Source organism: Dyella sp. AD56 (assembly GCF_002878475.1).
Taxonomy (GTDB): Bacteria; Pseudomonadota; Gammaproteobacteria; order Xanthomonadales; family Rhodanobacteraceae; genus Dyella.
The window spans coordinates 1-23,851 of record NZ_NRDP01000043.1 but is presented as its reverse complement, the minus strand read 5'-3'; the positions used below and the strand labels follow the sequence as shown (position 1 = coordinate 23,851).

Genomic DNA, 23,851 nt, shown 5'->3' with positions numbered 1-23,851 from the left:
GGTAAGCCGACATCCGACCCGGAGCGAGGGGCGGCGATGCGCGAACACACCGCATCGCCCGTACAATCTCCTGCCCACGTGAGTACAAAGGGTCACGGTCATCATGGGGAAGGTAGTCATGCGGGAAGCTTTAGCGCCACGCACCTGGGGCCGCCATGTGGCTGTTTGCCTCGGCTACGCCCTCACCTACGCGCTGCTAGGCCGCATTTTTGTTTCTCACTGGAACCTACCTACCGGTCTGCGTGTGGCCTGCCTGTTGCTGTTCCCTTATCGCTATTGGCCCGCATTGCTGGTCGGCGAATGCATTCCGGTGGGCTACCAGGCTTGGCATGGCGTCGGCGAGTTCGGCTGGCGCTGGTTCGCGCTGGCGGCCCTACCTCCCGTTTTGCCGCTGATGGCCATGACTGCCTGGGTGCGTCGACATGCACGCCTGCTGCTGGATCGTCACCAGATCAACATGCCGATGCTGCTCGGCCTGATTCTCGCCAGCGCCGTGTTAATCGCGCTTGATGATGTTCTGGTGGCCATGGCAGTGCAGATGCCTGCGGGACAGCCGGCTCCAGTGCTCGATGCGCAGACGATCTTCGGCTACTTCATGAGCAATTACCTCGGTGCGCTGGCCATTGCACCAGCGGCCATCGCTCTCGTTCTCGCCTTGGCGGACCATGCCACGGAAACGCCACGATGGCGCAACCGGCTCGCCAAGGATGCCGCTGTCGGCGTGCTCATCCCGCTGCTGGTGTTGATGGGGCTGGTCTTCAGCAGCCAAGGCGACAGCATGCAAATATTCCGCATCGCCATGTTCCTTCCCGTGGTGTGGCTCACCTCCCGCCATGGCTGGCAAGGTGCCGCGATAGGCGGCACGCTGGCCAGCGTGGCCGTCACCATGACCTCATCCATCGTGCGTGATCCGGCGGTGATTCAAGCGCAAGCGCTCATCGCCTTCGCCATTACCACGCTGCTCATGCTCGGTTCGCGCATTGTGCAGCAGGCGCAGGTGAACCAGCCTGACCAAACGGATGCCTTGCGCGGCTTCCAGTTGGCCCAGCAAGGGCTATATCTCGAAGAACTTCGATTGCGCCAAGCCGCCGATACCCTCGAACATATCGGCCACACCATTCGCGAGAACCACAGCCGCCTGCTCGACCGACTTCGGCATGTATTGCCGTCCAACGAAGAACGCACTTACGCGCGACAGGTAGCCCAGGCCCAACATGAAATGCACCGACTAGCCAATGCACTGTATCCGCGCGGATGGCGCGAGCGCGGCGTGCCCGCGACGTTGCGCGAGGGCCCTTTCGCGCAGGCCATCCATATGGCGGGCGCCACATATGCCTGCGAACTCTCGGGCCGCGGCTTGAGCCAGCTCGCGCCCGACGTGCATATGGCGCTTTACCGGCTGGCCTGTGAGGTGCTGGTCCACGTGCTATCACGTGGCCCTATGCAGGACATCCAATTGCGCCTGCGCGGCGGCCACACGCGCGGGCGGCGCTGGGTCGTCATGCGACTCGAGGGAAGGTGCGCGTCGTCCCAGGCGCCGACGCCGGACCGGGATCCCATCCATGCCGTCGACAACGAACCCTGGAAGCAGGCCATGACCTTGCTCGGCGCGAGTGGGCTGGGCATTTCATCGATCCGCGACCGCACGCACATCTATGGTGGTGACGTGCATGTTCGCGACCTCGATCCACTGGTCAGCGTGACGCTGCTGCTGCACGACTCCTTGCGGGGCTCACCAGCAAACCGGGGCGCCTCCCGCTAGAGGTGCCGCGACGGATCGGTGCCGTGATTGTCCATGGCCATCACGAAGCCATAACGCAGCGAAAAGTGGCCACGCCCCACTAACGCATCGATTGAAATAGCGGCGCCTCTACACATCACGCCCTCCCTTGCCTTCCTGAACGGAAGGCCTCTCGCCCACAGGGCGGCCTAAACCCTCTCGCATCCACCCGCATCGGACTCGCTGTATGCGTGACGGCTGGTCGCGCCCCCACCTGTCGAGGCATGGATGAAATACGCATTGATCGTGCTGTGCTGGATGTCCTGCCTACTGGGCATGCCTGCCCTTGCCCAACCCGCCCCGGGTGACATGAACGTGCACTGGGATCCCGGTGCCGCCGATTGCCAGGCGCGCCCACCGAAGCCGCTGCAGGTGCACCGCTACGACCAGAACACCTACATCCTGCGAGAGAGCCTTTGCCAGACGTACGAAGGGCCGTTCATCTACCTGCTCATCGGCTCGTCGCGTGCGCTACTCATCGATACCGGCGACGTGACGGACGCCAGCAAGATGCCGCTAGCGTCGACCGTATTGGGACTGCTCCCTGTCACAAACGGCAAGCGCCTCCCGTTGCTCATTGCCCACACGCATGGCCACCTAGACCACCGCAGCGGCGACGGCCAGTTTGCCAGCGCGCCTGACGTTGCCATTGTCGGTACCGACTTGCCGCACGTCATCGATGGCTTCGGCTTTCGCGATTGGCCCAACGACATCGCGCACATTGATCTGGGCAGCCGCACGGTTGACGTGATCGCCACACCCGGCCACTACCCATCACACGTATCGTTCTACGACAACAACACCGGCCTGGCATTTACTGGCGACTTCCTGCTGCCGGGCCGCCTGATCATCGACGACACCGACGCGGATCGCGCCAGTGCCTCGCGCATCAATCAGTTCCTGCACGATCGCCCCGTCACCTATGTGCTCGGCGGCCACGTCGAACTCGACCGAAGCGGACAGGCTGAACCCATGGGTTCGACCTGGCATCCGGATGAAGCGCCACTTGCGCTCGGCAAGCAGGACCTGGCACAACTTCCGCAAGTGCTCGCGGCGTTCAACGGGTTCTACAGCCAGTCCGGCCGTTTCGTCATGTACAGCCAGACACGCATGCTGCAAGTGGCGGGCACGATCGCCATTCTTCTCCTGGTCGTCATCGCCCTCTCCCTACGCTGGTGGTTCAGACGCCGACGCCACGCCCGTGCCGGTCACCTTTGAATCTTTCCAACGGAGCGCTTCATGCACCCTTCGCTTCCTGCGACGATGACGGAGATCCACATCAGCACGCCAGGCGCGCCCGATGTGCTGCAACCGATACAAGTGCCCGTACCTGCGCCGAAGCCTGGTGAAGTGTTGATCCACGTACGCGCGGCCGGGGTGAATCGCCCTGACGTGCTGCAACGCGAAGGCAACTACCCCATTCCGCCCGGTGCCAACCCGATTCCCGGCCTGGAAGTTGCCGGCACCGTCGCAGCAGTCGGCGACGGCGTCACCGCACACGCCATCGGTGAAGACGTCTGCGCGCTCACCAATGGCGGGGGCTATGCCGAGTACTGCGTCGTGCCTGCCGGGCAAGTGCTGCCGATCCCTAGGGGCGTTTCCATGCAGCAGGCGGCAGCCATTCCAGAAACGTTTTTCACCGTATGGGCCAATCTGTTTCAACTGGGGCGCGCTCGCCATGGGGAGGTGGCGCTCATACATGGAGGCACCAGCGGTATCGGCACGACCGCGCTCATGCTTTGCCGAGAGTTCGGCATACGTGCGTTCGCCACCGCGGGTGGCCAGGAGAAATGCGACGCGATTCGCGAACTGGGCGGCGAGCCGATCAACTACCGGCAAGAGTCGTTTGCGGAGGTGGTGCTGGCGCGTACCGAGGGGCGTGGCGCCGATGTCATCCTCGACATCATGGGCGCGCCGTACTTCTCGGACAACCTCACTACCTTGGCGCGGGACGGCCGCTTACTGCTGATCGGCTTCCTGGGCGGCGGCACGGCCGAGCACGTCAACCTTCACGCGATTATGGCCAAGCGCGCCGTTGTCACCGGATCGGCCATGCGTCCTCGGTCGTCGCAGGAGAAGGTCAGCATCGCGGCATCACTCAGGGAGCACGTGTGGCCGGTACTGGCAGAAGGGCGCTGCCTGCCACTGATTAACGCCACTTATCCGCTGCTACGCGCCGCCGATGCTCATCGGCACATGGAGAGCAGCCAGCACATTGGCAAGATCGTGCTTACCCTCTAGCGAGACACCACCCCTACGCTCAGTAAACCGCGTCCGGCTGCCGATCCGAAGGAAACGGCGTATGCCCATGCATGGTTTCCAGCCATTCGTCCATCTGGCGGCGGGCTTCGCGAATTTGCATTTCCCCGGTCGGATGCCGGCGCAACTGCGCGCGCAGCACTTCGACTTCCTGCTGCAGCAGCGCATTCTGCTCGATCAGCTCGTCGCAGGCGCGACTCAGCAGGTCGTTATCGCGATCCCATTCCATGAAGGCACCGCCTTGTCCCGGGAGGGAAAACTACGTTGCCCGCCACGCCGTTAAAGCGTCGTGACACTTTGGCTAAGACTTTCGCGTCGCCATGAGTCGGCACCCCGGCCGGTACAGAACAAGCCCGCCCTGGGCGCGTTCCAGGCCCACCCCATGGGCATGAATGCCATCACCTGGGACCATCTACCAGCCGAATTCGATGCCCCTCAACCTCGCCGCTCAGTGGCACACCAGTACGGGTATGTCACAGCTGAGCATGACCTTGTGCGGCACGCTACCCAGCAGCATGCGCTCCACGCCATCATGGCCGCGCGACCGCATCACGATGAGATCGCAATGGTGTTTCGCCGCTGCCGCCACAATGGCCACGTACGGGCGAAGGTCACAGGCGATCTCGGTTTCGCATCGCACATGGGCCGCGTCGGCGCGTTTGACCACTTCATCAAGGAACGCTTGCGCCCGCACCTTGGCAGCGTCGGAATAACAGGGCTTGTGCTGCAACAACTCCGACATGAAGGACACCGTGGAAAGTGGTGGCAGCACATGAACGCCAAAAACCGTGGCGCCCAGCGCCGCGGCCAACTGAATACCGGTGTCGACCGCCTTCAGTGCGGATTCGGAACCATCGACCGGCAGAAGGATGTTCTTGAACATGACCTGGCCTCCCATGATTTCCCGGCTCCAAGTTTAGTCCTGCGGCGTTTGCGTGACGTGCACGCCTGCCATGCGGCGGATTGCCGCCAAGCGGCCGTTCCACCGGGCCACGCCCTAAGCTGGTAAGCGCACGCTCCGTGACGGGCGCTGCACGGCAGCGGCGTCACGCTGGCTTTCGGCGTCCATGAACGCCCTCTTTCGCCGCGTCTGCGGCTACCAGCGAGGAACCCATGTTCAAACACATCCTCATCCCCATCGATGGCTCCGACGTCTCCCTGCGCGCCGCGAAAACCGGCATCGAGCAGGCCGTACTGACCAAGGGAAAAGTCACCGCGATCCACGTGATCTCGCCGTTCCAGACCATCGCCTATATGGGCGCCATCCTGGCCGCCACCGAGTTTGCCTACGACGACGAAGCCAAGGCCAACGGCCAACGTTATCTCGAGCAGGTGAAGGGGCTGGCAGAAGCGGCTGGCGTGCCGTTCGAGGGCGTCGCTGAGTTCGGCGATCAGCCTTACGAGACGATCGTGCAAGCCTGCAAGGACAAGCAGGCCGACCTTATCGTGATGGGCTCGAACGGCTGGCGCGGCATGACACGCCTGCTATTGGGCAGCGAAACGCACAAGGTGCTGCTGCGCGCCAACGTGCCCGTGCTCGTCTGCCACTGACCGAGCTTCGCGCCGCATCCTGCATGCAATCGGTGCCGCGATAGATGTCGCGGCACCGACACTCGACTTCACAGACTCAGTTTCAAATCCGCCACATACGTCCGTTGCGGAAACGGGTGGTACAGGTAGTACTTCTCGTTGTTGATGTTGTCGATGCCGAACGAAGCCGCCAGATGGTCGTTGATCTGGTAGTGCGCGCGCACGTCGAACACGGTGAACTTGTCGAAGGCACCGAACACGTGCGGCGTGTTGTCGGTGTTGTCCAGCGTCGAGTACTGCCTCCCGCTGTAACGCCCGGCTAGCGTGAATGCCCATGCGGCGTCGGGCCGGTACGTCGCCACAGCCGTCGCGCGCCAACGCGGAACATACGGTGCGTGCTTGCCTTCTGAAGTGGTGCCGGCCGTGCTCGCGAAGCTATCGTTCGAGAGGATGGTCGAGTCCACGAAGGTCACGCTGCCGGATAGCTCCAACCCCTGGATCAGCACGTTGTCCTTCTGCGCCACCAGCTCGATGCCGCGATTGCGCAGCTTGCCTACGTTCATCACGTAGGTCACCGGCACTGCCACGTTGGGCAGGGTCGATGTCTGCGAGATCAACGCATTCTTCGTGTTTTCCTGGAACAGCGACAGGCGCAGCATGCCTTGGTCAATCACGTGCTCCACGGCCAGCTCGCCGCTGCGCGCGGTTTCAGGCTTCAGGTCGGGGTTGGGCACGCTATAGGTCGAGCCGGTTTGCACCAGTTGGTACAGCTCACCCACCGTCGGGAAACGGATGGCCTTGGCCAGCGAGCCCGCAATGCGCCAATCGGCTGCGACGTTCCATTGCAGGGTGGCCTTGGGCGAAAAGCCATTCGCCTTTTCCACTGGCTGCTGCACGCCGGTTTTACCGCTGAAGTTGTAGCCGTCGCTGGCCTTCCACCATTCGTAGCGGCCGCCCCATGTCAGCAGCCAGTTCGGCGCGAAGTGCCATGCATCCTGTAGCCACAAGGCCTGCGTCTGCGTCTTGCCGCGGCCGGTCGAGTACAGCGTGGTGAGGGTATCCGGGTCCTGCCAATCGCTCAGATTGGTGGTCGGGTTGTTGAGTTTGTACTCGTCCGCATGTGCGCCGACAGACACCTCATGCGCCCCGTCATACCCCTGCGGACGCCAGATGCCCGTGGCATCGACCGTGGACCACTGCGTGCCGCCGTAGCTCGCCAATCGACCATTGGTGGTCAACCCCGTCCCGGTGGTTACGCCGGCCGGCTGCCATTGGTTATCCCTGAGAAAGTCGTAGTGCGTCACCACGAACGATGCGTCGTAGTTACCCTTGGTATCTGACTTCACCGACAAGCCTTGCATCAGGTGGTCCGCGCTGAGCTGGTAGACATTGCTGGCAAAGCCCGCCACCTTGCCGTAAGTCGGATGGCCGGCCGTGTCCGTCAGGTAGGTGTCCGTGCTCGACTGGCCGTGGTTGTGCCAGTAGCCCACCAAATAGGTCGCCTTCCATTGCGGAGTGATGTCGTAAGTGAACTCGCCATTGAGGTCCAGCATGCTCGTGTGCAGCAAGCCACCCGCGCCATAGACGTTCGCCACCTGCCCCAACTTGTTCAGCGCCGGAATGGTGCCGCCGGTGCCGGCAGGCGTTGCACTGCCAGTGATAATGGACAGCGGCTGGCTGAAGCTGTTCATCGCGTTGGCGCCGAAGAACCAGCCGAAGTTGCCGCTGCGCCCGCCCGCCGTGAGGCTCGTCTGGCTGGTGCTGTAGTTGCCGTGCGTGCCGTACAGATCGAAGGACTGCACCGCCTCCGTCTGCTTGATGGTCACCTCGGTCTTATCAGGCATGCGCGTGACAATGTGCATCACGCCGCCCATCGAGTTGCCCGCGTAGGCAGCAGAGAACGGGCCGTACATCATGTCGATGTGGTCGATGGCCTCCGGTGAGGTCATGCCCCAGCGCGGCGCACCGATGGTGTTGTTGTTAGCGATCAACGCCGAGATCGGGATGTCGTCGATATAGACCAGCGTGCGCGCACTGGAGTTGACGCCCCAAGTGCGGGTAGCCAGCACCGGCTGGGTGTCACCGTAATTGCGCTTGCGCACGAACAGGCTCGGCAGGTACTTCGCCGCATCCTCCACATCCACGGCATTGATCGTGGCTTCGACGCGCTCGGCAGGTACCGAGGCCAGGGTTGCCGGAAAACCTGGCTCCACTAATTTCTGCGTGGCAGCGGATACCTTGACCGCACCCAGACTGGTGACCTTCTTGTCCGGCGCCGTCTGATCCGGCGAATCACTGGGACCCGATTGAGCCATGACAATAGAGGAAGCAAGCAGCGTGAGCGGCAATCCAAGGGCCGCTCCGCGCATGAAGGAAAAGCGCATGACATGAATTCCATGATGTCCCGCGACGCGGCGCGGGACTGGGGCACAGGCAAGCACGGGCATACGGGCGCGTCGCCACACCCATCCCCTGTGTTGCCATCCATTCGGGTGGCGTCGCAGGACGCGCGCCACTCCGCTAGACCGTTATCCCAGCAGGACGAACGGTGGCCCTCGCGGATTCGCGCTTAGTAATGGCTGCGCATGCCAGGGCGCCGTGGCGCGCATGTCCGGCGTAACAGCCGGTAGGGGAGCAGCAAGAAGAAGGGCGACGACTCCGCCAGAAAGCAGCGGCGTATGCGCCAGCATGGCGCAGTAGCCGCACTGATCCATGTGCAGCGACGGATCGCTGGGCATACCCGGCATGCCAGGCATGGGCATACCAGCCATGTCGGCATGATCGTCGCCATGGCCGTGGCTGGCGCACCAAGCCCCTGCATCTGCGGAAACCAACGCCGAGAGCACACGCGAAACGGTCGGCGCAGCCACGAGCAGCCACATGGCGGCAAGAGCCAGCCATGCAACCAAGCGTCGTGATGTCCTGCGTCGGATCAAGCCATTCCCCAACCCTTGAGTGGGCTCCAGACATGATCGCACGATCGATAACATCAGGGTACGGGTTGACGGGTGCGGCGTTGCGTCGCCCGCGACTATTACTAGCGAGTTGCCGCGCCCCTCAATGCGCCTCGCAATGCGAAGCATCGAACCCAATGGTCTTCGACGCATGGTCGTACATCAGCCGATACCGGCCGATCAAATCGGCCCCGAGCAGCATGGCCGGCTCACCATGGAAATCATCCGCCAACATGGGCAGGTCCACGACCTGGGCCGTGGCGTTGGTGAGCGTAAGGCCAGCAAACCGCACCTCGCCCACGGGACCGGTGCGCGGCACCCGCTTGTTCCCGCTCGTGCCGTAGATCGCCGTGTCGTCGTGAAATACCGATGAGGCGACATCGATGCCCGCCTTGCTCGCAAAACCCGGCGTCAGGCGAGTTTGCCGCGACCCGGAATCGAGCACGGCGATACCTTCAGCGCCGTTTACCGTCACGGGCAACGTCAGCAGTGTGGTGCCTTCGTCGACACCGGCGTGCACGACGTGTGCACCGCCGAGGATCTTCTGCACATCCGCAGGCGTGGGATAGATCGTGACCTGGCGGCACGGAAAGTCGAAAACGACCACAGCCTTGTCCATGAAGTCATTGCCAAGCACACCTGCCTGTTGACCGCCGTCCTTCCGATCAGGAAGACCGAACGCCTCCGCGCCGTGATAGTGCAAACCGCCGAGTGACACATCATCAATGCGAAACATCGACACCTTCGCCGACCCGGTCTGCCCGGATAGATCCTGCTCCTTGCCTGCGACCTTGGGCAGGCGCGCCTCATCGGCAAACCACTGGTACACAGCCGGTCCATCAGCACCGGTATCGAGAATGAAGGGATACGGCCCCTTGCCGTTGACGTAGACCGGTACCGTGTCGTGCCCGTTGGGCGATGCACTCAGGGCGACCTGCGGCTCAACGGAGCGATCCGCGGCATGTGCTTGCACACCGCATACGCTTGTCACGGCCATAGACCACACCCCCAGCGACATCAAGAGGTGACGCATGTATGAACTCCTTCCTGGCGGATGAGAACGGGCGATCCTTTCCTCGTGTGCGCAAGACTGCACATCACGAGGAACGAATCACAACGTTCCACGACGAGCACCGGATGGCGTCCGTCGGACGCGCCAATGTCGCAACGTTTCCGTGTGCGACACAGTGCCGGAAGGAATGGCCTTAGCGGGACCGCATGCTCAGCTCGACATCATCACCGAACGGCGTGGAAAGATAACCGTTGGCCGGTGCACGCACATAGGCGAGGTATTCGGGGCTGTAATCGGCATTGTCGGCGACGATGTAGGCGCCGGGCCGCAAACGGCTTTCCAGCAGATGCAGGATCTCGGGGTAAAGCGCCTTGGCGCCGTCGAGCAAAAGCAAGTCAATGTGCTCGGGCAAGTCGACGGCCAAGGTCTGCAGCGCGTCGCCCTCGCGGATCTCCACCAAGCCGGCAACGCCGCCCGCCACAAGGTTCTCGCGGGCACGCTTTACCTTGGACGGCTCGAACTCGGTCGTGATCAATCGGCCGCCACCGTTGTCGCGCAGCGCCGCCGCCAAATGCAAGGTAGAGATACCGAACGACGTGCCGAACTCCACGATGGTTTGAGCGCGACCACCACGCGCCAGCATGTAGAGCAACACACCCGTCTCGCGCGACACAGCCAGCGGCAAGTCTTTCAAGTGTGCATAGAACGCGCGGTAATCCGTCTTGCTTCGCATAAGGCGCGAGCGCTCTTCGGACGAAAGCTCGGCCACCGCAGGAATCGCTGCCGGCGAAGTCGCGTCAGCCTCGTCGAACAGGCGATCCAACAGCGAAGCCAAGGGCACTTGGGTAAGCGTTGTCATGTAAATCTCCAATAAAAAGTGCGTTTGTCTGGGTGCCGGACTAGAATGCGACGAATTCATCGCGTTTCCTATTCGCATTACGTGGTGCCCATGAACAGTCGCCAGAACTCCCGCCTTTCCACGAGAAAAAAGCCCGTACAGGCTCGTTCGACCGAGCTCGTCGCAGCCATTCTTGAGGCGGCTGCTCAGGTTTTGGCCAAGGAAGGCGCGCACCGCTTCACCACCGCACGCGTGGCGGAGAAAGCCGGCGTCAGCGTCGGGTCGCTGTACCAATACTTTCCCAACAAGGCAGCGATCCTGTTTCGCCTGCAGAGCGACGAATGGCGTGAGACCACGGGCCTGCTGCGCGACATTCTCGAGGACGTGCGCAACCAGCCGCTCGACCGGCTGCGCACCCTGGTTCACACCTTCATCCACTCCGAATGCGAGGAAGCACGTATGCGCACGGCGCTTAACGACGCCGCCCCGCTCTATCGCGACGCGCCTGAGGCACGCGAGGCCAAGGCATCGGGAAGCGGCATCATCAACCGCTTTATGCAGGAGGTACTACCCAGCGCCCCGGAGTCGACTCAAGCGCTGGCCAGCGACCTGATCACCAGGACACTCGGTGCTTCCGGCAAGGAGTTTTCGGAACAACCACGCACGAAAAGCGAGATCGACGCGTACTCGGAAGCCATGGCGGCCATGTTCTGCGCCTACCTCAAGAGTCTCGACCGAAGTTTAAAGTAAGCACTGCGCCACTCAGGCGCCCTTCTCCGCTTTTGTCCGGCTACGCGCTGGCGCATTCTTCTTCAGGTGTGCGCGGTTGTAAGCGATGGCAGCGCGCACGAGCGCCTTCAATGCGGGCTTGTCGATCGAATCACCCTCGTGCCAATCAATCGCGCGCCACTTGCCGCCATCAAGCCCGGCATTGAACAGCCCTGCGGGATCTTCAAGCTGGGCGCCATGCATAAAGGTGATCTTCACCTTTTCCTTGTGCGCATTGGCTACGGCAATCATGCCGTCGCACGACCAGACCGGGCTGCCCATCCACTTCCATTCCTCGATTACCGCTTTATCGGCGGCAAGGATGGTCTCGCGGAGACTCGTCAGGGTCTTGCCGCGCCAATCATCGATGCCCGCAATCAGCTGATCAATACGTTCTGACGGATTCACCGGGTCGATACTCCTGGCATTCAAGCGCAAAAACGTCACAGTCGAGCCAGCCTATACTGCGCGCGATTGGATGCCAGATACAAATCCGCCACGGAACAGGTGGATTAGCGTGACCGACGCGGGAGACACCGTCGTGATTCCAGGCATCGACGGAACACAGCATCAGCTGCCCACCGGATGCGAGCCCGGCACCTCGGGATTTCGCATGCCATTCCTGGCACGGACGCCTATCATGCATAGGCGGATCGATCATCAAGGAAGCGACCACATGACAACGCCATCCCGGAACGACTGGCGACCGCTGCGGAACTGGGAAAAGGTGGCGGTTAGCGTGGTTGCCACGGTAGTGCTCGCGTGGGCGCTGGTTCAAACCTATCAAACGGCTACCTTCCTCGCTCGATGCAGCCGTACGACGGGCGTGATTATCGAGAACTCCGGGCATCCACTCATACGCTTCACAACGGAGGCCGGCGCGTCCGTTCAGTTCGTCCAAAATGGTGGCGCATCCGGCAAGCCCGGTGCGCCGATGCCGGTCGCCTATGATCCGAACGATCCAATGGGCTCGGCGCGCGCGGATACGTTCTTCGCACTGTGGGGCTCGATACTCGGGGTTCTACCCATCGGCCTGGGTTGCCTTGCCGTGGTGTTTCTTGGCGGTGAAATCAAAACAACAGGCCGATTTGGTTGATCGCAGCCGGCGAGAAAGCACCCGGCTCAAGCCATGCTCGACACATCACCTTCAACCGCATATACCCGCGCACGACCCTGCTGCTTGGCCTGATAGAGCGCCTTGTCTGCCTGCTCGACGAATGCAGCAACCGACACCTCACCGTGTGGCACAGCGCTGATCACGCCGATGGATACGGTTACCTGGCCATCAATGCCACCGACGTGAGGTATGCGGAGCGCGCGTATGGCGCTGTCTATCCGACGCACTAGCTCCGTCGCTTCCTGCAAGCCCGTTGCCGGGAAGATACCGATGAACTCCTCGCCGCCCATGCGCCCGGCGAAATCACCGGGGCGCTGCAAGGATGATTGAATGGCCTGCGCCACGCTGCGCAGGCAATCATCGCCGGCCAGATGACCGTAGGTATCGTTGAATGCCTTGAAGTAATCGATGTCCACGACGGCCACAGCCAGCGGCAAGGCCTCACGTTTGCAGCGTCGAAACTCCTCTTCCGAACGCGCGTCGACCTGCCGTTTGTTAGGGATGCCCGTCAGGCCATCCACCCATGCCAGTTGGCGAAGCATGTCCGCCTGATGCTTCAGTGTGAGATGGGCGCGCACCCGATTACGCGTCGTTTTGGCATTGATCGGCTTGGTAATGAAATCCACGGCGCCCACGTCCCAGCAGGCTCCTTCTTCCTCGGGCTCATTGAGCGACGTCACGAAGATCACCGGAATGTCCGCAGTCGCCGGGTTGCCCTTCAGTGTGCGGCAGACATCCAGGCCACTCAACGCGGGCATGACAACGTCCAACAGAACCAGATCGGGCTGCGAGGCCTCGCAAAACGCGATGGCATCCGCCCCGTTCGTGGCCATGAAGACGTCGTGGTCGCCCGAGAAGATCTGGTGCAATGCGCGAATATTCACTGGCTGATCATCAACGATGAGCAGCTTTGGCCTGGCCATGGCGACGACTGGCCGAGGTTGAGTCGAACCAAAGATGTCATTCATGGGGGCGATCCTTGTTCTCCGCCTCAAGCAATGCGTTGCAGATACGTAAGCCGGTCTTCAAATCCAGCATCGACATGGCATCGTCCAATTGCTGCCGGATATCCGGGTGCGCTGAAGTAAGCTGACCTCGCATCCCTTCGTAATGATCGACGGCGAGCATGTTCGACGCTGCCAAGAGCTCCGCAAATTGGATAAGTGCCTGGCGATCCAGTGTCTGGTCAACGGGCGATTCCCTGGGCTCGGCACGCTCACGCGAGACCCCTCGGATCGACGTCAAGGTGCGTTCGGCCAGCTCCCTCAAGTGATCCAGGACACCGCTCTCGCTCCACGAGGGTGACTCGGCCAATGCCTCGCGCTCATAGGAGCCCGCAATGGCAGACAGGCGATTGGCTCCGATGGTTGCCGCCGCCCCTTTCAAGGCATGCAGAACCCTGGCGGCCTCTTTTGCATCGTTGTTCTTCAGCGCAGCGGCAATATCAGTGAGGGCATCTTGCATCGAACGTTCAAAGCTTTTCAGCGCGGCCTGATAAGACACTTGGCGCCCACCGAAGCGCGCAAGTGCCCCTGCATCGTCGAGGTCTGCATCAACCCAACCATTCGTCGCCTGCTTCGGCTTGGGCGCAGCAGCCCCGGCCGCGACCAACTCGCGGCCTTTCGTCCAATGAAGAATCGTGCTGACCAGCACGTCGATATCGAATGGCTTACCCAGGTGGTCATTCATGCCGGCCTCAAGGCAGGCAAGGCGATCCGTTTCAAGCACGTTGGCCGTCATGGCAATGATGGGCAGCGTCTCCATGCCGGGCGTGGCCCGTATGTGCCGGGTCGCGGTAAAGCCGTCCATCACCGGCATCTGAATATCCATCAGCACGACGTCATACAGATGCACATCCCCTTCGAGCATCTTGAGCGCATCCAGGCCGCTGCTCGCGACATCCACGTCGGCGCCTTCAAACTCCAGCAACTCCTTCGCGACCTGTTGATTGGTCGCGTTGTCTTCGACAACCAGGATGCTCAGCCCCTCCAGGCGGCCACGCAATTGCTCCCGCCAGCTAGTGTCATGCTGCGCTGCCAGCGCCGGCGTACGAGAGGCCAACGCGTCGGCCACTGCATCGAGCAGCATGGATGACGTCACGGGCTTAACCAGGAAGCCATCCATCACGATGCTTGCCGAGGACATCTGCTGTGCCACCGCCTCGCGTTCGTGCATCGTCACCATTACGATTAATGGGCACTGGTTAGGCGGGCAAATGTCACGGATACGGCGACCTGCTTCCCAACCGTCCATGCCAGGCATCGACCAGTCCATCAGGATCACGTCGTAGATCATGACCTGATCGCCACTGCCAGCCACTTTCCGCAGGGCCTCCGCACCGTTGGCGACGGCATCGCATTGCCATCCAAGCGATGTGGCGATCTCGGCAAGAATGGTGCGCGCACTGGCGTTATCGTCGACCACCAACACCTTGAGTTCACGCAGCTGCCCAATGACTTCCGCCGATACGCTGACCGGCCGTTCCGTCGTCTGGACATCCACATTGAAATAGAACCGGCTACCCACGCCAAGCTGACTCTCGACTTGCAGCTGGCCGCCCATCATTTCGACCAGGCGGCGGCAAATGGCCAAACCGAGCCCACTGCCGCCGAAGCGGCGGGTGGTCGACGCCTCGGCTTGCGAGAACCCTTCGAAAATGGACGAAAGCTTTTCGTCCGCGATACCGATGCCGGTGTCCTGGACTTCGAAATGCACACCGACACTACCCCCCGTTCGGCGCACCAATCTGGCCTGAAGCCGTACCTCGCCGACCTCGGTGAATTTGACCGCATTACCGGCGAGGTTGATGAGCACCTGCTGCAAGCGCAACGAGTCACCTACCAGCCAGCCAGGGATACCCGGATCGATATCGAAAACCACCTCGATATCCTTGTGGCCAACATTCGCGCTGACGATGACGGCAATCTCCCTCAACAACTTGTCGAGGTCGAACTCATGCATCTCCAGCGTCAGGCGCCCTGCCTCGATCTTGGAGAAATCGAGAATGTCGTTGAGCAAAGCCAGTAGTGTTGTGGCGGCCGTTTCGGTCTTTTGCGTGTAGTCCCGCTGCTTGATATCCAGGGACGTCTTCTGAAGCAACTGCAACATGCCAAGGATGGCATTCATCGGCGTGCGGATTTCGTGACTCATATTCGCGAGGAAGTCACTCTTCGCCTGACTGGCTGCCTCGGCTGCAGCAATGGCATTCACCATGACCGCCTCGGCCAGCCGCTGGTCAGTGGTGTCTTCGACGATAGACCAGATATACGGTTTGTCGTCGATACGGAGCGTCACACCATTCAACCGGACCGGCACCCGGCGGCCGTCCTTGCGTATGTAATGCTTGTCATACGGTCCGTACCGCCCCGTCTGCTCCAGCACGGCGATGATGTTCTGCTCCTGCGACAAGTACTCCGACGGGGTCAGGCGCCAGTAGTCCATGTCCATGAGCTCGGCGTCGCTATAACCGGTCAGGTTGCGATACGACTGATTGAACTCGACCAGCTTGCCTGACTCGTCCGTCAACGCGATGCCCAAGGGAGAAAGCTCAAATAAGCCGCGTAGCTTGCGCTGGTTAACGGCCAGGGCATTTTCGCGCCGCTTCAGTTCCTCCAGACTGGCCGCCACACCGAGGTAACCCTCGATCGAGCCGTCCTCACGCCGCATGGCGCTGATATTGAGAAGCACCGGAAGGCGCTTGCCGCTCTTCTTAACAAAGGTCCATTCGTGGACATCGGGTGCATGCTGCGCCTTGGCGATCAGCACCTCGAAGCCTGCGCGAACCGGGCGACCAAGTTCCGCCTCCAACTCCTCGGCACGAAGAATGATCTCCGTGTCGTCATGAAACTGCAGAGGCGACCCCTTGCCAACCAACTCGCGTGCGCTGTAGCCGAGCATCGCCTCGGCTGCCGGATTGACCAGGGTGATCTCCCCCTGGACATCCGTCGCGAAGATGGCAAAACCCGCGTTCGACAGGATCGCCTTGTGCAACGAGGAGACCGCTTTCAATTCCTTAGTGCGTTGCTGAACTTGCTGCTCCAGCGTGGCGTTGAGTTCACGCACCTGGCGCTCGGCGGCTTTGCGATCGGTAATGTTGCGCAGCGTGGTGGCCACGCCGACCACCTGTTGCCGCTCGTCGCGAATCGGGGACGCGGAAATTTCGACATACAGCGTCGAGCCGTCACGGTGTCGCCGCACGGATTCACCGACCGCTACACTCTCGCCCGTGGAAGCCCGCCGCAGGATGTCCTTGTCCTCGTCGAGGTACCGTCTTGGCACGATGAGGTCAGCAAGGGACTTGCCCATGACATCCTCAGCGTCATGGCCGAAATGACGCGTAGCCCCGCGATTCCACTCGATGATGGCGCCATCGAGCGCCGTGCCGATGATGGCGTCGTGCGAGTCTTCGACGATGGTGGCCAGTCGCGCCCGCTGCGCCAGCGAGCGCCGCCGCCGCGACGTGGTGTACGCCACCAGCGCCGCGATCACCGCGAGCAAAGCACCACCCAAGCCCATCCACACCGTCTGCTCCACCGGGTCCGGCAGCCCCATGCCCTCGATGAAATCTGGGTTGGGCGCAATGGCCAGGCGCCACGTGCGGCCATATATCGAGATATCGCGAGTGATCTCGTGGTCTGCTTGGCCGCGGGCTCGCGTTGGCGTCGAGGTGAATACTCTTTCCGCATTACCGCCGCCGGACACGTCGGCGATATTGAGCGACATGCCAGGATAGGAGCGCGCAAAGGTCGCCAGGATCTCGTCGGTGACCAGGGGCGTATAGACCCAGCCGACCAGGTCCGCATCCCGCTGTGCGAGCGGCGGCGTTTGCGACGCTCGATAGATCGGCAGCAGGAACAAGGCTCCGCGATTCTTGGCCCCGGTGGCCTGCACCAGCGTGATAGGCCCGGTGAGGGTCGCGCGCGCGGATGCCATGGAACTCAATGCGGCCGTCCGTCGATTGGGATCGGACGCAATGTCGAGCCCGATCGCCGCCTCGTTGGGCGATTCCGGCTCGATGTACTGAATGATGAATCGGTCGCCCGTGGTGGTGGTCAATTCACGAACATGAAAAGGCGCGCGGCGATCCAGCTGCGCCTTGGCCACGAATCGGGTGAGGTCGCTCTCGCGCACCCTGACGATGTAGCCAAAACCGCGCGAACCCGGAAACTCGGTATCGAAATCCCGCGACTGCATGGCACGCGAAAACGTGTCGTGGCTGACATCGCTGAAGCCCGCCGCGATGATCGCCGCGCGAACGCCCCGAAGGCCGTAGTCGTAGAGGCGAAACCGCCCCTCCAGATCCCGGGATATCTGATCGGCGGTGAGATTCAACCGCTGCTCGACCGCACGGTGGTTCCTGGCTAACAGTTGCCAACACGCAGCCGCAGTGATGCCCCACGACAGCACCAGTACGGCCGCCGACCAGAATATTGGGCCAAGTTTCCGAGTCACCCTTCCCCCTGCCAGGGCCACCCGCCCCGGGCCAATGCAGGCGCGCATTATGACGCGCTGCCGTGTCCGGGTTCCATGAAGAAAATCTACCTTTGAGCCACCCTCTAATCGGCAACCCGGCAGGCACCGCAGGAGCCTGCGCGTGAACAACCGGCCGTGTGAAACCGGCCTCGGTCAGAGGAGGCCTCCGGCACACCTACTCGGCGTTATGCGCCTGGAACTCGTCAAGGTGTCGCTGCAAGTGCGCCTGGTGCAGGCTCGTAATGGTGGCCATGCACCACACGCTATGCGGAACGGAGCGCAGCATCAGCGCCCAGTTCTCCTCATCATTCCGGTAAAACCAATGTCCCGCCTCGCCGTCCCAGGACGACGCCCCCGTCTTCTGCTGAAGCTCCAGCATCAACGCCTTCGCCTTGCCCATGCGATCGAACACCACGCCATAGTTCTGGTAATCGTTAAAGACCAAGCCAGGCTCGCCGAAAAGCGTTTGCAGGCGTTCCTTCAGTTCCTCAATGTTCTCGACACGCATGGGTTCCCTCCCACAGTCAGGTGGCTTCTGACCGAATCTTATCGGGCGTTGCCCTCAAGAGCGACAGGCCGTTGCATGGCGATGTACTGCCAAAACCCTGATTGCTCGCACCCTGCTGACATGATGTTGTCAGCAGCACATCGCCAGACTGGCAGTACTTCATCTACTGGAAACGCCACCATGACCGCATCGGATATCACCTTCTACGCTACCGGTGCAGCTTTCGGCATGCCGGAAACCAGCCCGTTCGTGATCAAGACCGAAGTGCAGTTGAAGATGGCCGGCCTGGCCTATCGAAAGGAATTCACCATTCCGCCCAATGCGCCACGAAGCAAAGTGCCTTATGTCGAAGATGAGGGGCATGTCGTGACAGATTCAACCCACATTCGCACGCATATCGAGCACAAGTACCACGTGGATCTGGATGCTGGCCTGGATGCGCGCCAACGTGCGGAGTCATGGGCGATTGAGCGGATGATGGAAGATCATCTTTACTGGGCCATGGTGTGGTTCCGCTGGGTCGATACGGGCAATTTCGCCAAGGGCCCTGCGCATTTCGCCGACCGCGCACCTGAATCGATGCGCGCTCAAATCCGCGAGGAGATGCAGGCGCGCAAGGTCGGTGAACTGCATAGCCACGGGCTGGGTCGGCATACGCCAGAACAGATCGCCGAACTCGGCAAACGCTCGCTCGACGCGCTAGCCGCCCTGCTTGGCGACAAACCGTACTTGTTCGGCGAAAAGCCCCATGCCGCAGACGCCATAGCGTTTGGTGTGGTCGCCTCGGTGCTTACGCCGTTCTTCGAGACCCCGTTGCGCCGGGCCGCGGAAAGCCATCCGAATCTGGTCGCTTATGCCGCGCGCATGATGCATCGCTACTACCCCGAGCACGAGTGGGAAGTCCCTGCGCAGTCCACCGCGGCTTGAGCCGTTAACCTCTGGAGTTTTGCGGACATGGGGCGTCATCGCTCCATCTCCGGGCTTGGGTCAATCCAGGGCGTATAATGGGCGGTTACCTTTTTCCAGGCACGCTCATGGCACTCAATGCCACCATCTATAAAGTCGAGCTACAGATCAGCAACATGGATCGGCATTACTACGCCACCCATGCATTGACGCTGGCGCGACATCCGTCCGAGACCGAGGCGCGCCTGATGGTGCGCCTGCTCGCGTTCGCGCTGTACGCCGACGACCGACTGGAATTCGGCAAGGGCCTGAGCGATGAGGACGAGCCCGCGCTATGGCGCAAGGCGTACACCGACGAGATCGAGCAGTGGATCGAAGTAGGCCAGCCGGACGAAGCACGCATCCGCAAGGCCTGCGGCCGGGCACGGCAAGTGGCGGTGATCAACTACGGCGGCCGCAGTGCGGACATCTGGTGGAACAAGGCGGCCAGCTCGCTCGGCCGCAGCAAAAACCTCGCCGTACTCGACATTCCCGAAACTACGGTGCAACAACTGACCACCCTGCTCAATCGCGGCATGCGCCTGCAGTGCCTAGTCCAGGACGGTGAAATACAGCTGATGGATGGGGAGACCACGGTGACGGTACAACCGCTTGCCCGTCTCGGCGAATACGCTGCGGCTTGATGACTGGACGACCTGATCGTCGACTTACTCACAGCAGCAACGACCTGGGCGGCATGCTCCTCACCTTCAAACTCGCCCTGGCCGCCCGAACCGACCTCCTGCACAGAATCAACTGGCCGTACATGCTGAAGCTGAGCGAGCCGTGGCACGGCCAGTTTCTTTGACGAGCCTCAGGGCGCTTAAGCACACCTCAAGCGCCCCGCGGACATCGACCTTGCTTCTGCCTTACGGTAGCGTCAGGCCGATCGGGTTTGATTTCATCGCTGCCGACAAGGCAGGGAACGGGTCGACGCCGGACATGGTTTTCACATCGTCCACCGACACCACTGCACACGTGTAGTTGTCCGCGTTGGTGCACAGGAACGCAGCCGCACCTACGCCCGGCTCGTACACCGCCTTCCAGGTGTAGGCCGGCACGGCCACGTTGTCCTTGCCAATGGTCGGAATGGTCGTCGGGTCAAAGGCAGGGCCCGTCACTACGTACACCTCGCCCTGCTGGGTCGCGATATTGCGTACGTAGTTCTCGATCTTTTCCCACTCACCCGCATTCAACTTGTGCAGTTGCGGCACCACATTGGCCATCGAGAACGTCTCGCCCTCGGAGGCCAGCGTCGACGCATCGCCAGCCGGCGTCATGTGGCCGCGGTCGTAGCCGCTGTTGGTGTAGTCCGACGACTGCGAACGATCCGCCGTCGGAATGCCGGTTTCCTGATGCCAGGAACCACTACGGCTGATCGAGTTGGCGCCAGCAATCTGCGCGGCGGTCAAATGCTCCGCCGAATACAACGGCCCCTTGGTCACGCCCGACGCGAAGAGCACGTACTCGGTATGACACACCTCCGTCGTACGACTCAGCAACGACGCATCCAGCGTGGGCGCAGAGCCCGCGACGAAGAAGTTGGGACACGCCGTGCCGGCAAACGCACCGCCAGACACGAAGAAACAGACCGCAAGCAGCCAAGAGCCAAAGCGTGGCATGGTGTTCCCCGTCAATATGTGGTTCGCAGGAACCTACTGACGACGGATGTCAGGTCTATGACTTTGCGGTTATGACTGGAACAACTTGCGATTCCTGTGAATCGGATCGCATTTGCCTTGCACCTGGCGTGCAGAAAGGTAGTCAGAGAAGCACGAGCAGCCCGTCCGCTTAGCACGCTTACATCAGCGCTTCCTTTGGCAGCACGAAGGTAAAGCCATCGGCCTCCAACTTGGTCAGCAGCGTATCGAGAGCAGCCGCCGTGCCTTTGCGCTCATGCATCAGGAGGATGGACATGTCCTTCGTCTCCTCCAAGCTGAACTGAGTGATCTTCTCCGGCTTGCGATACATGTAGTCATAACTACTGGCATTCCAGAACACCTGCTGCTCTCCCGCCACACTAGAGGCTTGGGCATCGAAGAACACAACAAGCAACTTGATGCCGCCAAGTTGCCCTTCATGCGGAAGGCCGGGCCGGTGCTGTTCGATCAGTTTGACCGACGATACAAAGAGAGCATGAAGCTCACTATTGCGGGCGCCGTAGCAACGACGCGCACCACGTGATCATCCAGGCGGAAAGCCGCCGCGTCGCCCTGCATCGTCAGATCAGCTTGCGATAAAACCAGGGGTTGTACCGGATGCTGAAAAGCATCCTTTTGTGCATGCTTTTGTTCTTTTTGTAAGCGCGGCTCGCAAGAAACGCATCTTCGCGCTTGCCGGACGTTATCGAATCAATCCGCGATACCGGCGCCCGATAGCCCGCGCCGTGATGGTAAACAAGGTCAGCATAGATGCCGTACCACAAGGGGTGCGGATTGCGCTTGTTTGACCGCAACATGGCGCGCCACGGTATCTGGCGAGTCGTCAGATTATTGAACAGCGCGCCACCCGTGTCAGCCACCTCTGCCCCATGGCTATTGGTGTAGGACGCCACGGACCAATCCCCGCTTATCTTCTTCCAGAAGCCAACGGTAGTCGCCGCGAAAGATGGGTGTGGATGATCGTCCCCGCCATTCTCCAAACGCTGCACCGCCACGAACGGATGCATCCGCAGCGCTTCCGTCAAAAATTGAGCGACAGGTGCAATAGGAAAGGCATCGCCATCGAGGAAAACAAGGATGTCGTTATCATCTGCCTCGTTGCAAACCAACTGGGCAAGATAGTTCAACTTGTCGGCGTGATTCTGCCCACTGGAGCTCTGCGGCGCATAGCTGCTCTCCAGGTGGAAATCCTTCCTCTTCCGCGACGGCGGCACGCATGCGAACACTTTGTAATCGGCGTCGATATTCTTCTTCAAGAAGAACAGCTGAGGCCTGATCCACCGCTCAGTTCTGTAGTGGACGGTGCAGATGTAGATGGATGGATTAGTCATCGCGAATAAACCAGGGCGTTGCTCGGATGGTTGTCTGGCACAGATCGAGTGGATGTATTCGCAAGCACCCTTAATGTCTCGGCACCACGAAGAAAACGACTGGGATGTCGCGCCGTTGACGCAAGAAATAATGGAGCACGCCCCATCAGGTCACCCATCGCGCAAGGGGGCATATTCACGCCCATCTTTTGCACAAGACGACAACCCCTCATCCTTTCCCAGCAGTTCGCATAGAGCGAGTCTGATGATTGCCCCTGTGGCTTGCTGGACCTACGGCCCGCCACACCCGATAGGCCCGACTGAAGCCAGAGACGGAATCTAAGCGCACAGGCTGTATCGCTATCTCACTGTTACAACAGGACAAAGCTTCAACCTGAACAAGACCAGGCGCCCTCTGATGTGTAGGGTTTCGCTGATTGAATCAGCCCATGGTCAACAGTATGGTTTTTCAGCCCGCACCAGAAACGCATCAGCGATGGCGCAGGCCCAGCCGCTCCGCGCACCCCATACGCGCGGATGTCCATGGATGCCGAAAGGGATTCGCGCATGAAGCGACATATATCGAAGATCTTCGCCTTCGCAGTACTGACCGCTGGATTCTTGCTCCAGGCCGCCTGTTCCAGTTCCACAGGTTTGCCTAAAGTCCTCGCCTCGGCGCCACTGTCCATGGATAAGGCCGGCGTCTCCACGAGTATCGACTTCACTGTTTCGGAAGCAACTGTCGCGACCAAACACCGACTGATGGTTGCCCTCGACTTCCCGCAGACCAAAAGCATGAAGCTTGAAAATGCCATGCAACAGGAAGATATGCCGGTTGCCCTGGAAGTCGTCTACGTCACCGACGGAAACACCACACCCATCCCCACGCAGGACGACAAAGGCGTCTCCACCCGCACCTGGAAAACCGGCAGCGGTGTTGCAAATCTGCACCTATATGCAACGAATGGCGATACGTCGTATGTGCTTATCGCAGGCTTCTACCCCACTAAGCCCGGAAGCTACAGAGCCACCGTCAAAACCGTCAAAGATCAGCCCCTGTTCTCGGGGGTCAATGGTGTTGTCAAAGTCCAGCCGTTTTACAACACAGGCGAGTGAGAGATAAATCATGGACGATTCGAATAAATACACTGTAACGGTCTACGTCGCAGCCCCTGGTACACCGCTCCTCAAGGAGCAAGGGCACACCAACGCCACCTCAGGGCCAGGGCATATGTTCTACGTAGTCAGTGACGGCAAGGGGGCGCCCAGGAGTTACGGATTTGCTCCGGTAGAGCACGGCAGGATCGATGGCCAAGGGGGTATCGCAAGAGATGATCTTCAGAACTACAAGGACCCCTTGTATTCGCGGACCATGGAGATAACCAAAGATCAGTACGACAAGCTGACTGCATTCGGTGACAACCCAAAGCAACACGGGTTCGACATGCAATACAAGGACCGACGTCCCCCCGCTTTCAGTAGCGGGACGAATTAGAGCCCAGTGTCACTTTAGCTGCTTCGCATAGTCGGCGGGCGTGAGCCCGCCCAAAGCCTTCTTGGGTCGTTCTTCGTTGTATTCCCGGCGCCAGGTTTCGATCTCGGTGCGTGCGTGAAGCAGGCTGGGAAACCAGTGCTCGTTGAGGCATTCATCGCGCAAGCGCCCGTTGAACGATTCGATGTAAGCGTGCTGGTTGGGC

General features: G+C 61.0%; 24 protein-coding genes. 10 read left to right on the top strand and 14 right to left on the bottom strand.

Annotation, left to right across the window (positions count from 1 at the left end; all coding sequences use genetic code 11):
* Positions 1 to 118: 118 nt before the first annotated feature.
* From DyAD56_RS23220 to DyAD56_RS23210, 3 genes are all read left to right on the top strand, one after another.
* Positions 119 to 1,762, top strand: a complete 1,644-nt coding sequence (locus tag DyAD56_RS23220; RefSeq protein WP_158241436.1) for an MASE1 domain-containing protein — start codon at positions 119 to 121, stop codon at positions 1,760 to 1,762.
* 246 nt (positions 1,763 to 2,008) lie between these two features.
* Positions 2,009 to 2,998 carry an MBL fold metallo-hydrolase gene (locus DyAD56_RS23215; protein ID WP_102305203.1) on the top strand — a complete coding sequence of 330 codons (990 nt, stop codon included), beginning with the start codon at positions 2,009 to 2,011 and terminating at the stop codon, positions 2,996 to 2,998.
* A gap of 21 nt (positions 2,999 to 3,019) precedes the next feature.
* The gene (locus DyAD56_RS23210; protein WP_102305202.1) at positions 3,020 to 4,021 is read left to right on the top strand and encodes an NAD(P)H-quinone oxidoreductase; all 1,002 of its coding nucleotides are present in this window, start codon (positions 3,020 to 3,022) and stop codon (positions 4,019 to 4,021) included.
* A gap of 19 nt (positions 4,022 to 4,040) precedes the next feature.
* On the opposite strand, the gene DyAD56_RS23205 is transcribed toward DyAD56_RS23210, so the two are convergent.
* Entirely contained in the window at positions 4,041 to 4,268 is a 228-nt protein-coding gene (locus DyAD56_RS23205) for a hypothetical protein (protein ID WP_102305201.1), read from the bottom strand.
* A gap of 219 nt (positions 4,269 to 4,487) precedes the next feature.
* On the bottom strand, positions 4,488 to 4,922 hold the full coding sequence (locus DyAD56_RS23200; protein ID WP_102305216.1) for a universal stress protein: 435 nt from the start codon (positions 4,920 to 4,922) through the stop codon (positions 4,488 to 4,490).
* A gap of 230 nt (positions 4,923 to 5,152) precedes the next feature.
* Between DyAD56_RS23200 and DyAD56_RS23195 the strand changes: the two genes are divergently transcribed.
* Positions 5,153 to 5,590 (top strand): universal stress protein, encoded by a 438-nt coding sequence (locus DyAD56_RS23195; RefSeq protein ID WP_102305200.1) that lies wholly within the window; start codon positions 5,153 to 5,155, stop codon positions 5,588 to 5,590.
* 68 nt (positions 5,591 to 5,658) lie between these two features.
* Here the strand turns inward: DyAD56_RS23195 and DyAD56_RS23190 are convergent, their stop codons facing one another.
* From DyAD56_RS23190 to DyAD56_RS23175, 4 genes are all read right to left on the bottom strand, one after another.
* Positions 5,659 to 7,953: a TonB-dependent receptor gene (locus DyAD56_RS23190; RefSeq protein ID WP_102305199.1), complete on the bottom strand. Its 2,295-nt coding sequence runs from the start codon at positions 7,951 to 7,953 to the stop codon at positions 5,659 to 5,661.
* 144 nt (positions 7,954 to 8,097) lie between these two features.
* Positions 8,098 to 8,478, bottom strand: a complete 381-nt coding sequence (locus DyAD56_RS23185; RefSeq protein WP_158241435.1) for a DUF2946 domain-containing protein — start codon at positions 8,476 to 8,478, stop codon at positions 8,098 to 8,100.
* Positions 8,479 to 8,626: 148 nt separating this feature from the next.
* Positions 8,627 to 9,556, bottom strand: a complete 930-nt coding sequence (locus DyAD56_RS23180; RefSeq protein ID WP_102305198.1) for a retroviral-like aspartic protease family protein — start codon at positions 9,554 to 9,556, stop codon at positions 8,627 to 8,629.
* 172 nt (positions 9,557 to 9,728) lie between these two features.
* On the bottom strand, positions 9,729 to 10,394 hold the full coding sequence (locus DyAD56_RS23175; protein WP_102305197.1) for an O-methyltransferase: 666 nt from the start codon (positions 10,392 to 10,394) through the stop codon (positions 9,729 to 9,731).
* A 90-nt stretch (positions 10,395 to 10,484) separates the two neighbouring features.
* Between DyAD56_RS23175 and DyAD56_RS23170 the strand changes: the two genes are divergently transcribed.
* Positions 10,485 to 11,123, top strand: coding sequence for a TetR family transcriptional regulator (locus tag DyAD56_RS23170; protein WP_102305214.1), 639 nt, complete (start codon positions 10,485 to 10,487; stop codon positions 11,121 to 11,123).
* A 12-nt stretch (positions 11,124 to 11,135) separates the two neighbouring features.
* Here the strand turns inward: DyAD56_RS23170 and DyAD56_RS23165 are convergent, their stop codons facing one another.
* Positions 11,136 to 11,549 (bottom strand): DUF1801 domain-containing protein, encoded by a 414-nt coding sequence (locus DyAD56_RS23165; RefSeq protein ID WP_199179101.1) that lies wholly within the window; start codon positions 11,547 to 11,549, stop codon positions 11,136 to 11,138.
* A 109-nt stretch (positions 11,550 to 11,658) separates the two neighbouring features.
* On the opposite strand from DyAD56_RS23165, the gene DyAD56_RS23160 reads away from it, so the two are divergent.
* Positions 11,659 to 12,237: a DUF3592 domain-containing protein gene (locus tag DyAD56_RS23160; RefSeq protein WP_146010611.1), complete on the top strand. Its 579-nt coding sequence runs from the start codon at positions 11,659 to 11,661 to the stop codon at positions 12,235 to 12,237.
* A 26-nt stretch (positions 12,238 to 12,263) separates the two neighbouring features.
* On the opposite strand, the gene DyAD56_RS23155 is transcribed toward DyAD56_RS23160, so the two are convergent.
* The 3 genes from DyAD56_RS23155 to DyAD56_RS23145 form a co-directional block, all read right to left on the bottom strand.
* The gene (locus tag DyAD56_RS23155; protein ID WP_102305195.1) at positions 12,264 to 13,226 is read right to left on the bottom strand and encodes a diguanylate cyclase; all 963 of its coding nucleotides are present in this window, start codon (positions 13,224 to 13,226) and stop codon (positions 12,264 to 12,266) included.
* Positions 13,219 to 17,709 (bottom strand): PAS domain S-box protein, encoded by a 4,491-nt coding sequence (locus DyAD56_RS23150; RefSeq protein ID WP_158241434.1) that lies wholly within the window; start codon positions 17,707 to 17,709, stop codon positions 13,219 to 13,221. Before DyAD56_RS23150 ends, DyAD56_RS23155 begins: the two co-directional genes overlap by 8 nt.
* A 196-nt stretch (positions 17,710 to 17,905) precedes the next feature.
* Positions 17,906 to 18,238, bottom strand: a complete 333-nt coding sequence (locus DyAD56_RS23145) for a hypothetical protein (protein WP_102305193.1) — start codon at positions 18,236 to 18,238, stop codon at positions 17,906 to 17,908.
* Positions 18,239 to 18,418: 180 nt separating this feature from the next.
* Between DyAD56_RS23145 and DyAD56_RS23140 the strand changes: the two genes are divergently transcribed.
* Together DyAD56_RS23140 and DyAD56_RS23135 are read left to right on the top strand one after the other, a co-directional pair.
* Entirely contained in the window at positions 18,419 to 19,165 is a 747-nt protein-coding gene (locus DyAD56_RS23140) for a glutathione S-transferase family protein (RefSeq protein WP_102305192.1), read from the top strand.
* Positions 19,166 to 19,272: 107 nt separating this feature from the next.
* Complete coding sequence (locus DyAD56_RS23135) at positions 19,273 to 19,827, top strand: YaeQ family protein (protein WP_102305212.1); 555 nt, start codon at positions 19,273 to 19,275, stop codon at positions 19,825 to 19,827.
* A 225-nt stretch (positions 19,828 to 20,052) separates the two neighbouring features.
* Here the strand turns inward: DyAD56_RS23135 and DyAD56_RS23130 are convergent, their stop codons facing one another.
* The gene (locus DyAD56_RS23130; protein ID WP_102305191.1) at positions 20,053 to 20,805 is read right to left on the bottom strand and encodes a DNA/RNA non-specific endonuclease; all 753 of its coding nucleotides are present in this window, start codon (positions 20,803 to 20,805) and stop codon (positions 20,053 to 20,055) included.
* Between the two features lie 178 nt (positions 20,806 to 20,983).
* A complete protein-coding gene (locus DyAD56_RS23125) occupies positions 20,984 to 21,184 on the bottom strand; it encodes a hypothetical protein (RefSeq protein ID WP_102305190.1) in 201 nt (66 codons plus the stop codon).
* A gap of 27 nt (positions 21,185 to 21,211) precedes the next feature.
* Between DyAD56_RS23125 and DyAD56_RS24035 the strand changes: the two genes are divergently transcribed.
* A complete protein-coding gene (locus DyAD56_RS24035; RefSeq protein WP_158241433.1) occupies positions 21,212 to 21,367 on the top strand; it encodes a hypothetical protein in 156 nt (51 codons plus the stop codon).
* Positions 21,368 to 21,404: 37 nt separating this feature from the next.
* Here the strand turns inward: DyAD56_RS24035 and DyAD56_RS23120 are convergent, their stop codons facing one another.
* Positions 21,405 to 22,100, bottom strand: coding sequence for a hypothetical protein (locus DyAD56_RS23120; RefSeq protein WP_102305189.1), 696 nt, complete (start codon positions 22,098 to 22,100; stop codon positions 21,405 to 21,407).
* Between the two features lie 621 nt (positions 22,101 to 22,721).
* On the opposite strand from DyAD56_RS23120, the gene DyAD56_RS23115 reads away from it, so the two are divergent.
* Entirely contained in the window at positions 22,722 to 23,270 is a 549-nt protein-coding gene (locus DyAD56_RS23115) for a hypothetical protein (RefSeq protein ID WP_102305188.1), read from the top strand.
* Positions 23,271 to 23,658: 388 nt separating this feature from the next.
* On the opposite strand, the gene DyAD56_RS23105 is transcribed toward DyAD56_RS23115, so the two are convergent.
* Positions 23,659 to 23,851: integrase core domain-containing protein (locus DyAD56_RS23105; RefSeq protein ID WP_146010610.1), on the bottom strand; the 193-nt coding region annotated here is incomplete at its 5' end.

Excerpts from the sequence above, each read along its gene's own strand:
- DyAD56_RS23220 (WP_158241436.1), top strand. The coding sequence starts at position 119 with ATGCGGGAAGCTTTAGCGCCACGCACCTGGGGCCGCCATGTGGCTGTT.
- DyAD56_RS23215 (WP_102305203.1), top strand. The coding sequence starts at position 2,009 with ATGAAATACGCATTGATCGTGCTGTGCTGGATGTCCTGCCTACTGGGC.
- DyAD56_RS23210 (WP_102305202.1), top strand. The coding sequence starts at position 3,020 with ATGCACCCTTCGCTTCCTGCGACGATGACGGAGATCCACATCAGCACG.
- DyAD56_RS23205 (WP_102305201.1), bottom strand. The coding sequence starts at position 4,268 with ATGGAATGGGATCGCGATAACGACCTGCTGAGTCGCGCCTGCGACGAG.
- DyAD56_RS23200 (WP_102305216.1), bottom strand. The coding sequence starts at position 4,922 with ATGTTCAAGAACATCCTTCTGCCGGTCGATGGTTCCGAATCCGCACTG.
- DyAD56_RS23195 (WP_102305200.1), top strand. The coding sequence starts at position 5,153 with ATGTTCAAACACATCCTCATCCCCATCGATGGCTCCGACGTCTCCCTG.
- DyAD56_RS23190 (WP_102305199.1), bottom strand. The coding sequence starts at position 7,953 with ATGCGCTTTTCCTTCATGCGCGGAGCGGCCCTTGGATTGCCGCTCACG.
- DyAD56_RS23180 (WP_102305198.1), bottom strand. The coding sequence starts at position 9,556 with ATGCGTCACCTCTTGATGTCGCTGGGGGTGTGGTCTATGGCCGTGACA.
- DyAD56_RS23175 (WP_102305197.1), bottom strand. The coding sequence starts at position 10,394 with ATGACAACGCTTACCCAAGTGCCCTTGGCTTCGCTGTTGGATCGCCTG.
- DyAD56_RS23170 (WP_102305214.1), top strand. The coding sequence starts at position 10,485 with ATGAACAGTCGCCAGAACTCCCGCCTTTCCACGAGAAAAAAGCCCGTA.
- DyAD56_RS23155 (WP_102305195.1), bottom strand. The coding sequence starts at position 13,226 with ATGAATGACATCTTTGGTTCGACTCAACCTCGGCCAGTCGTCGCCATG.
- DyAD56_RS23145 (WP_102305193.1), bottom strand. The coding sequence starts at position 18,238 with ATGCGTGTCGAGAACATTGAGGAACTGAAGGAACGCCTGCAAACGCTT.
- DyAD56_RS23140 (WP_102305192.1), top strand. The coding sequence starts at position 18,419 with ATGACCGCATCGGATATCACCTTCTACGCTACCGGTGCAGCTTTCGGC.
- DyAD56_RS23135 (WP_102305212.1), top strand. The coding sequence starts at position 19,273 with ATGGCACTCAATGCCACCATCTATAAAGTCGAGCTACAGATCAGCAAC.
- DyAD56_RS23130 (WP_102305191.1), bottom strand. The coding sequence starts at position 20,805 with ATGCCACGCTTTGGCTCTTGGCTGCTTGCGGTCTGTTTCTTCGTGTCT.
- DyAD56_RS23115 (WP_102305188.1), top strand. The coding sequence starts at position 22,722 with ATGAAGCGACATATATCGAAGATCTTCGCCTTCGCAGTACTGACCGCT.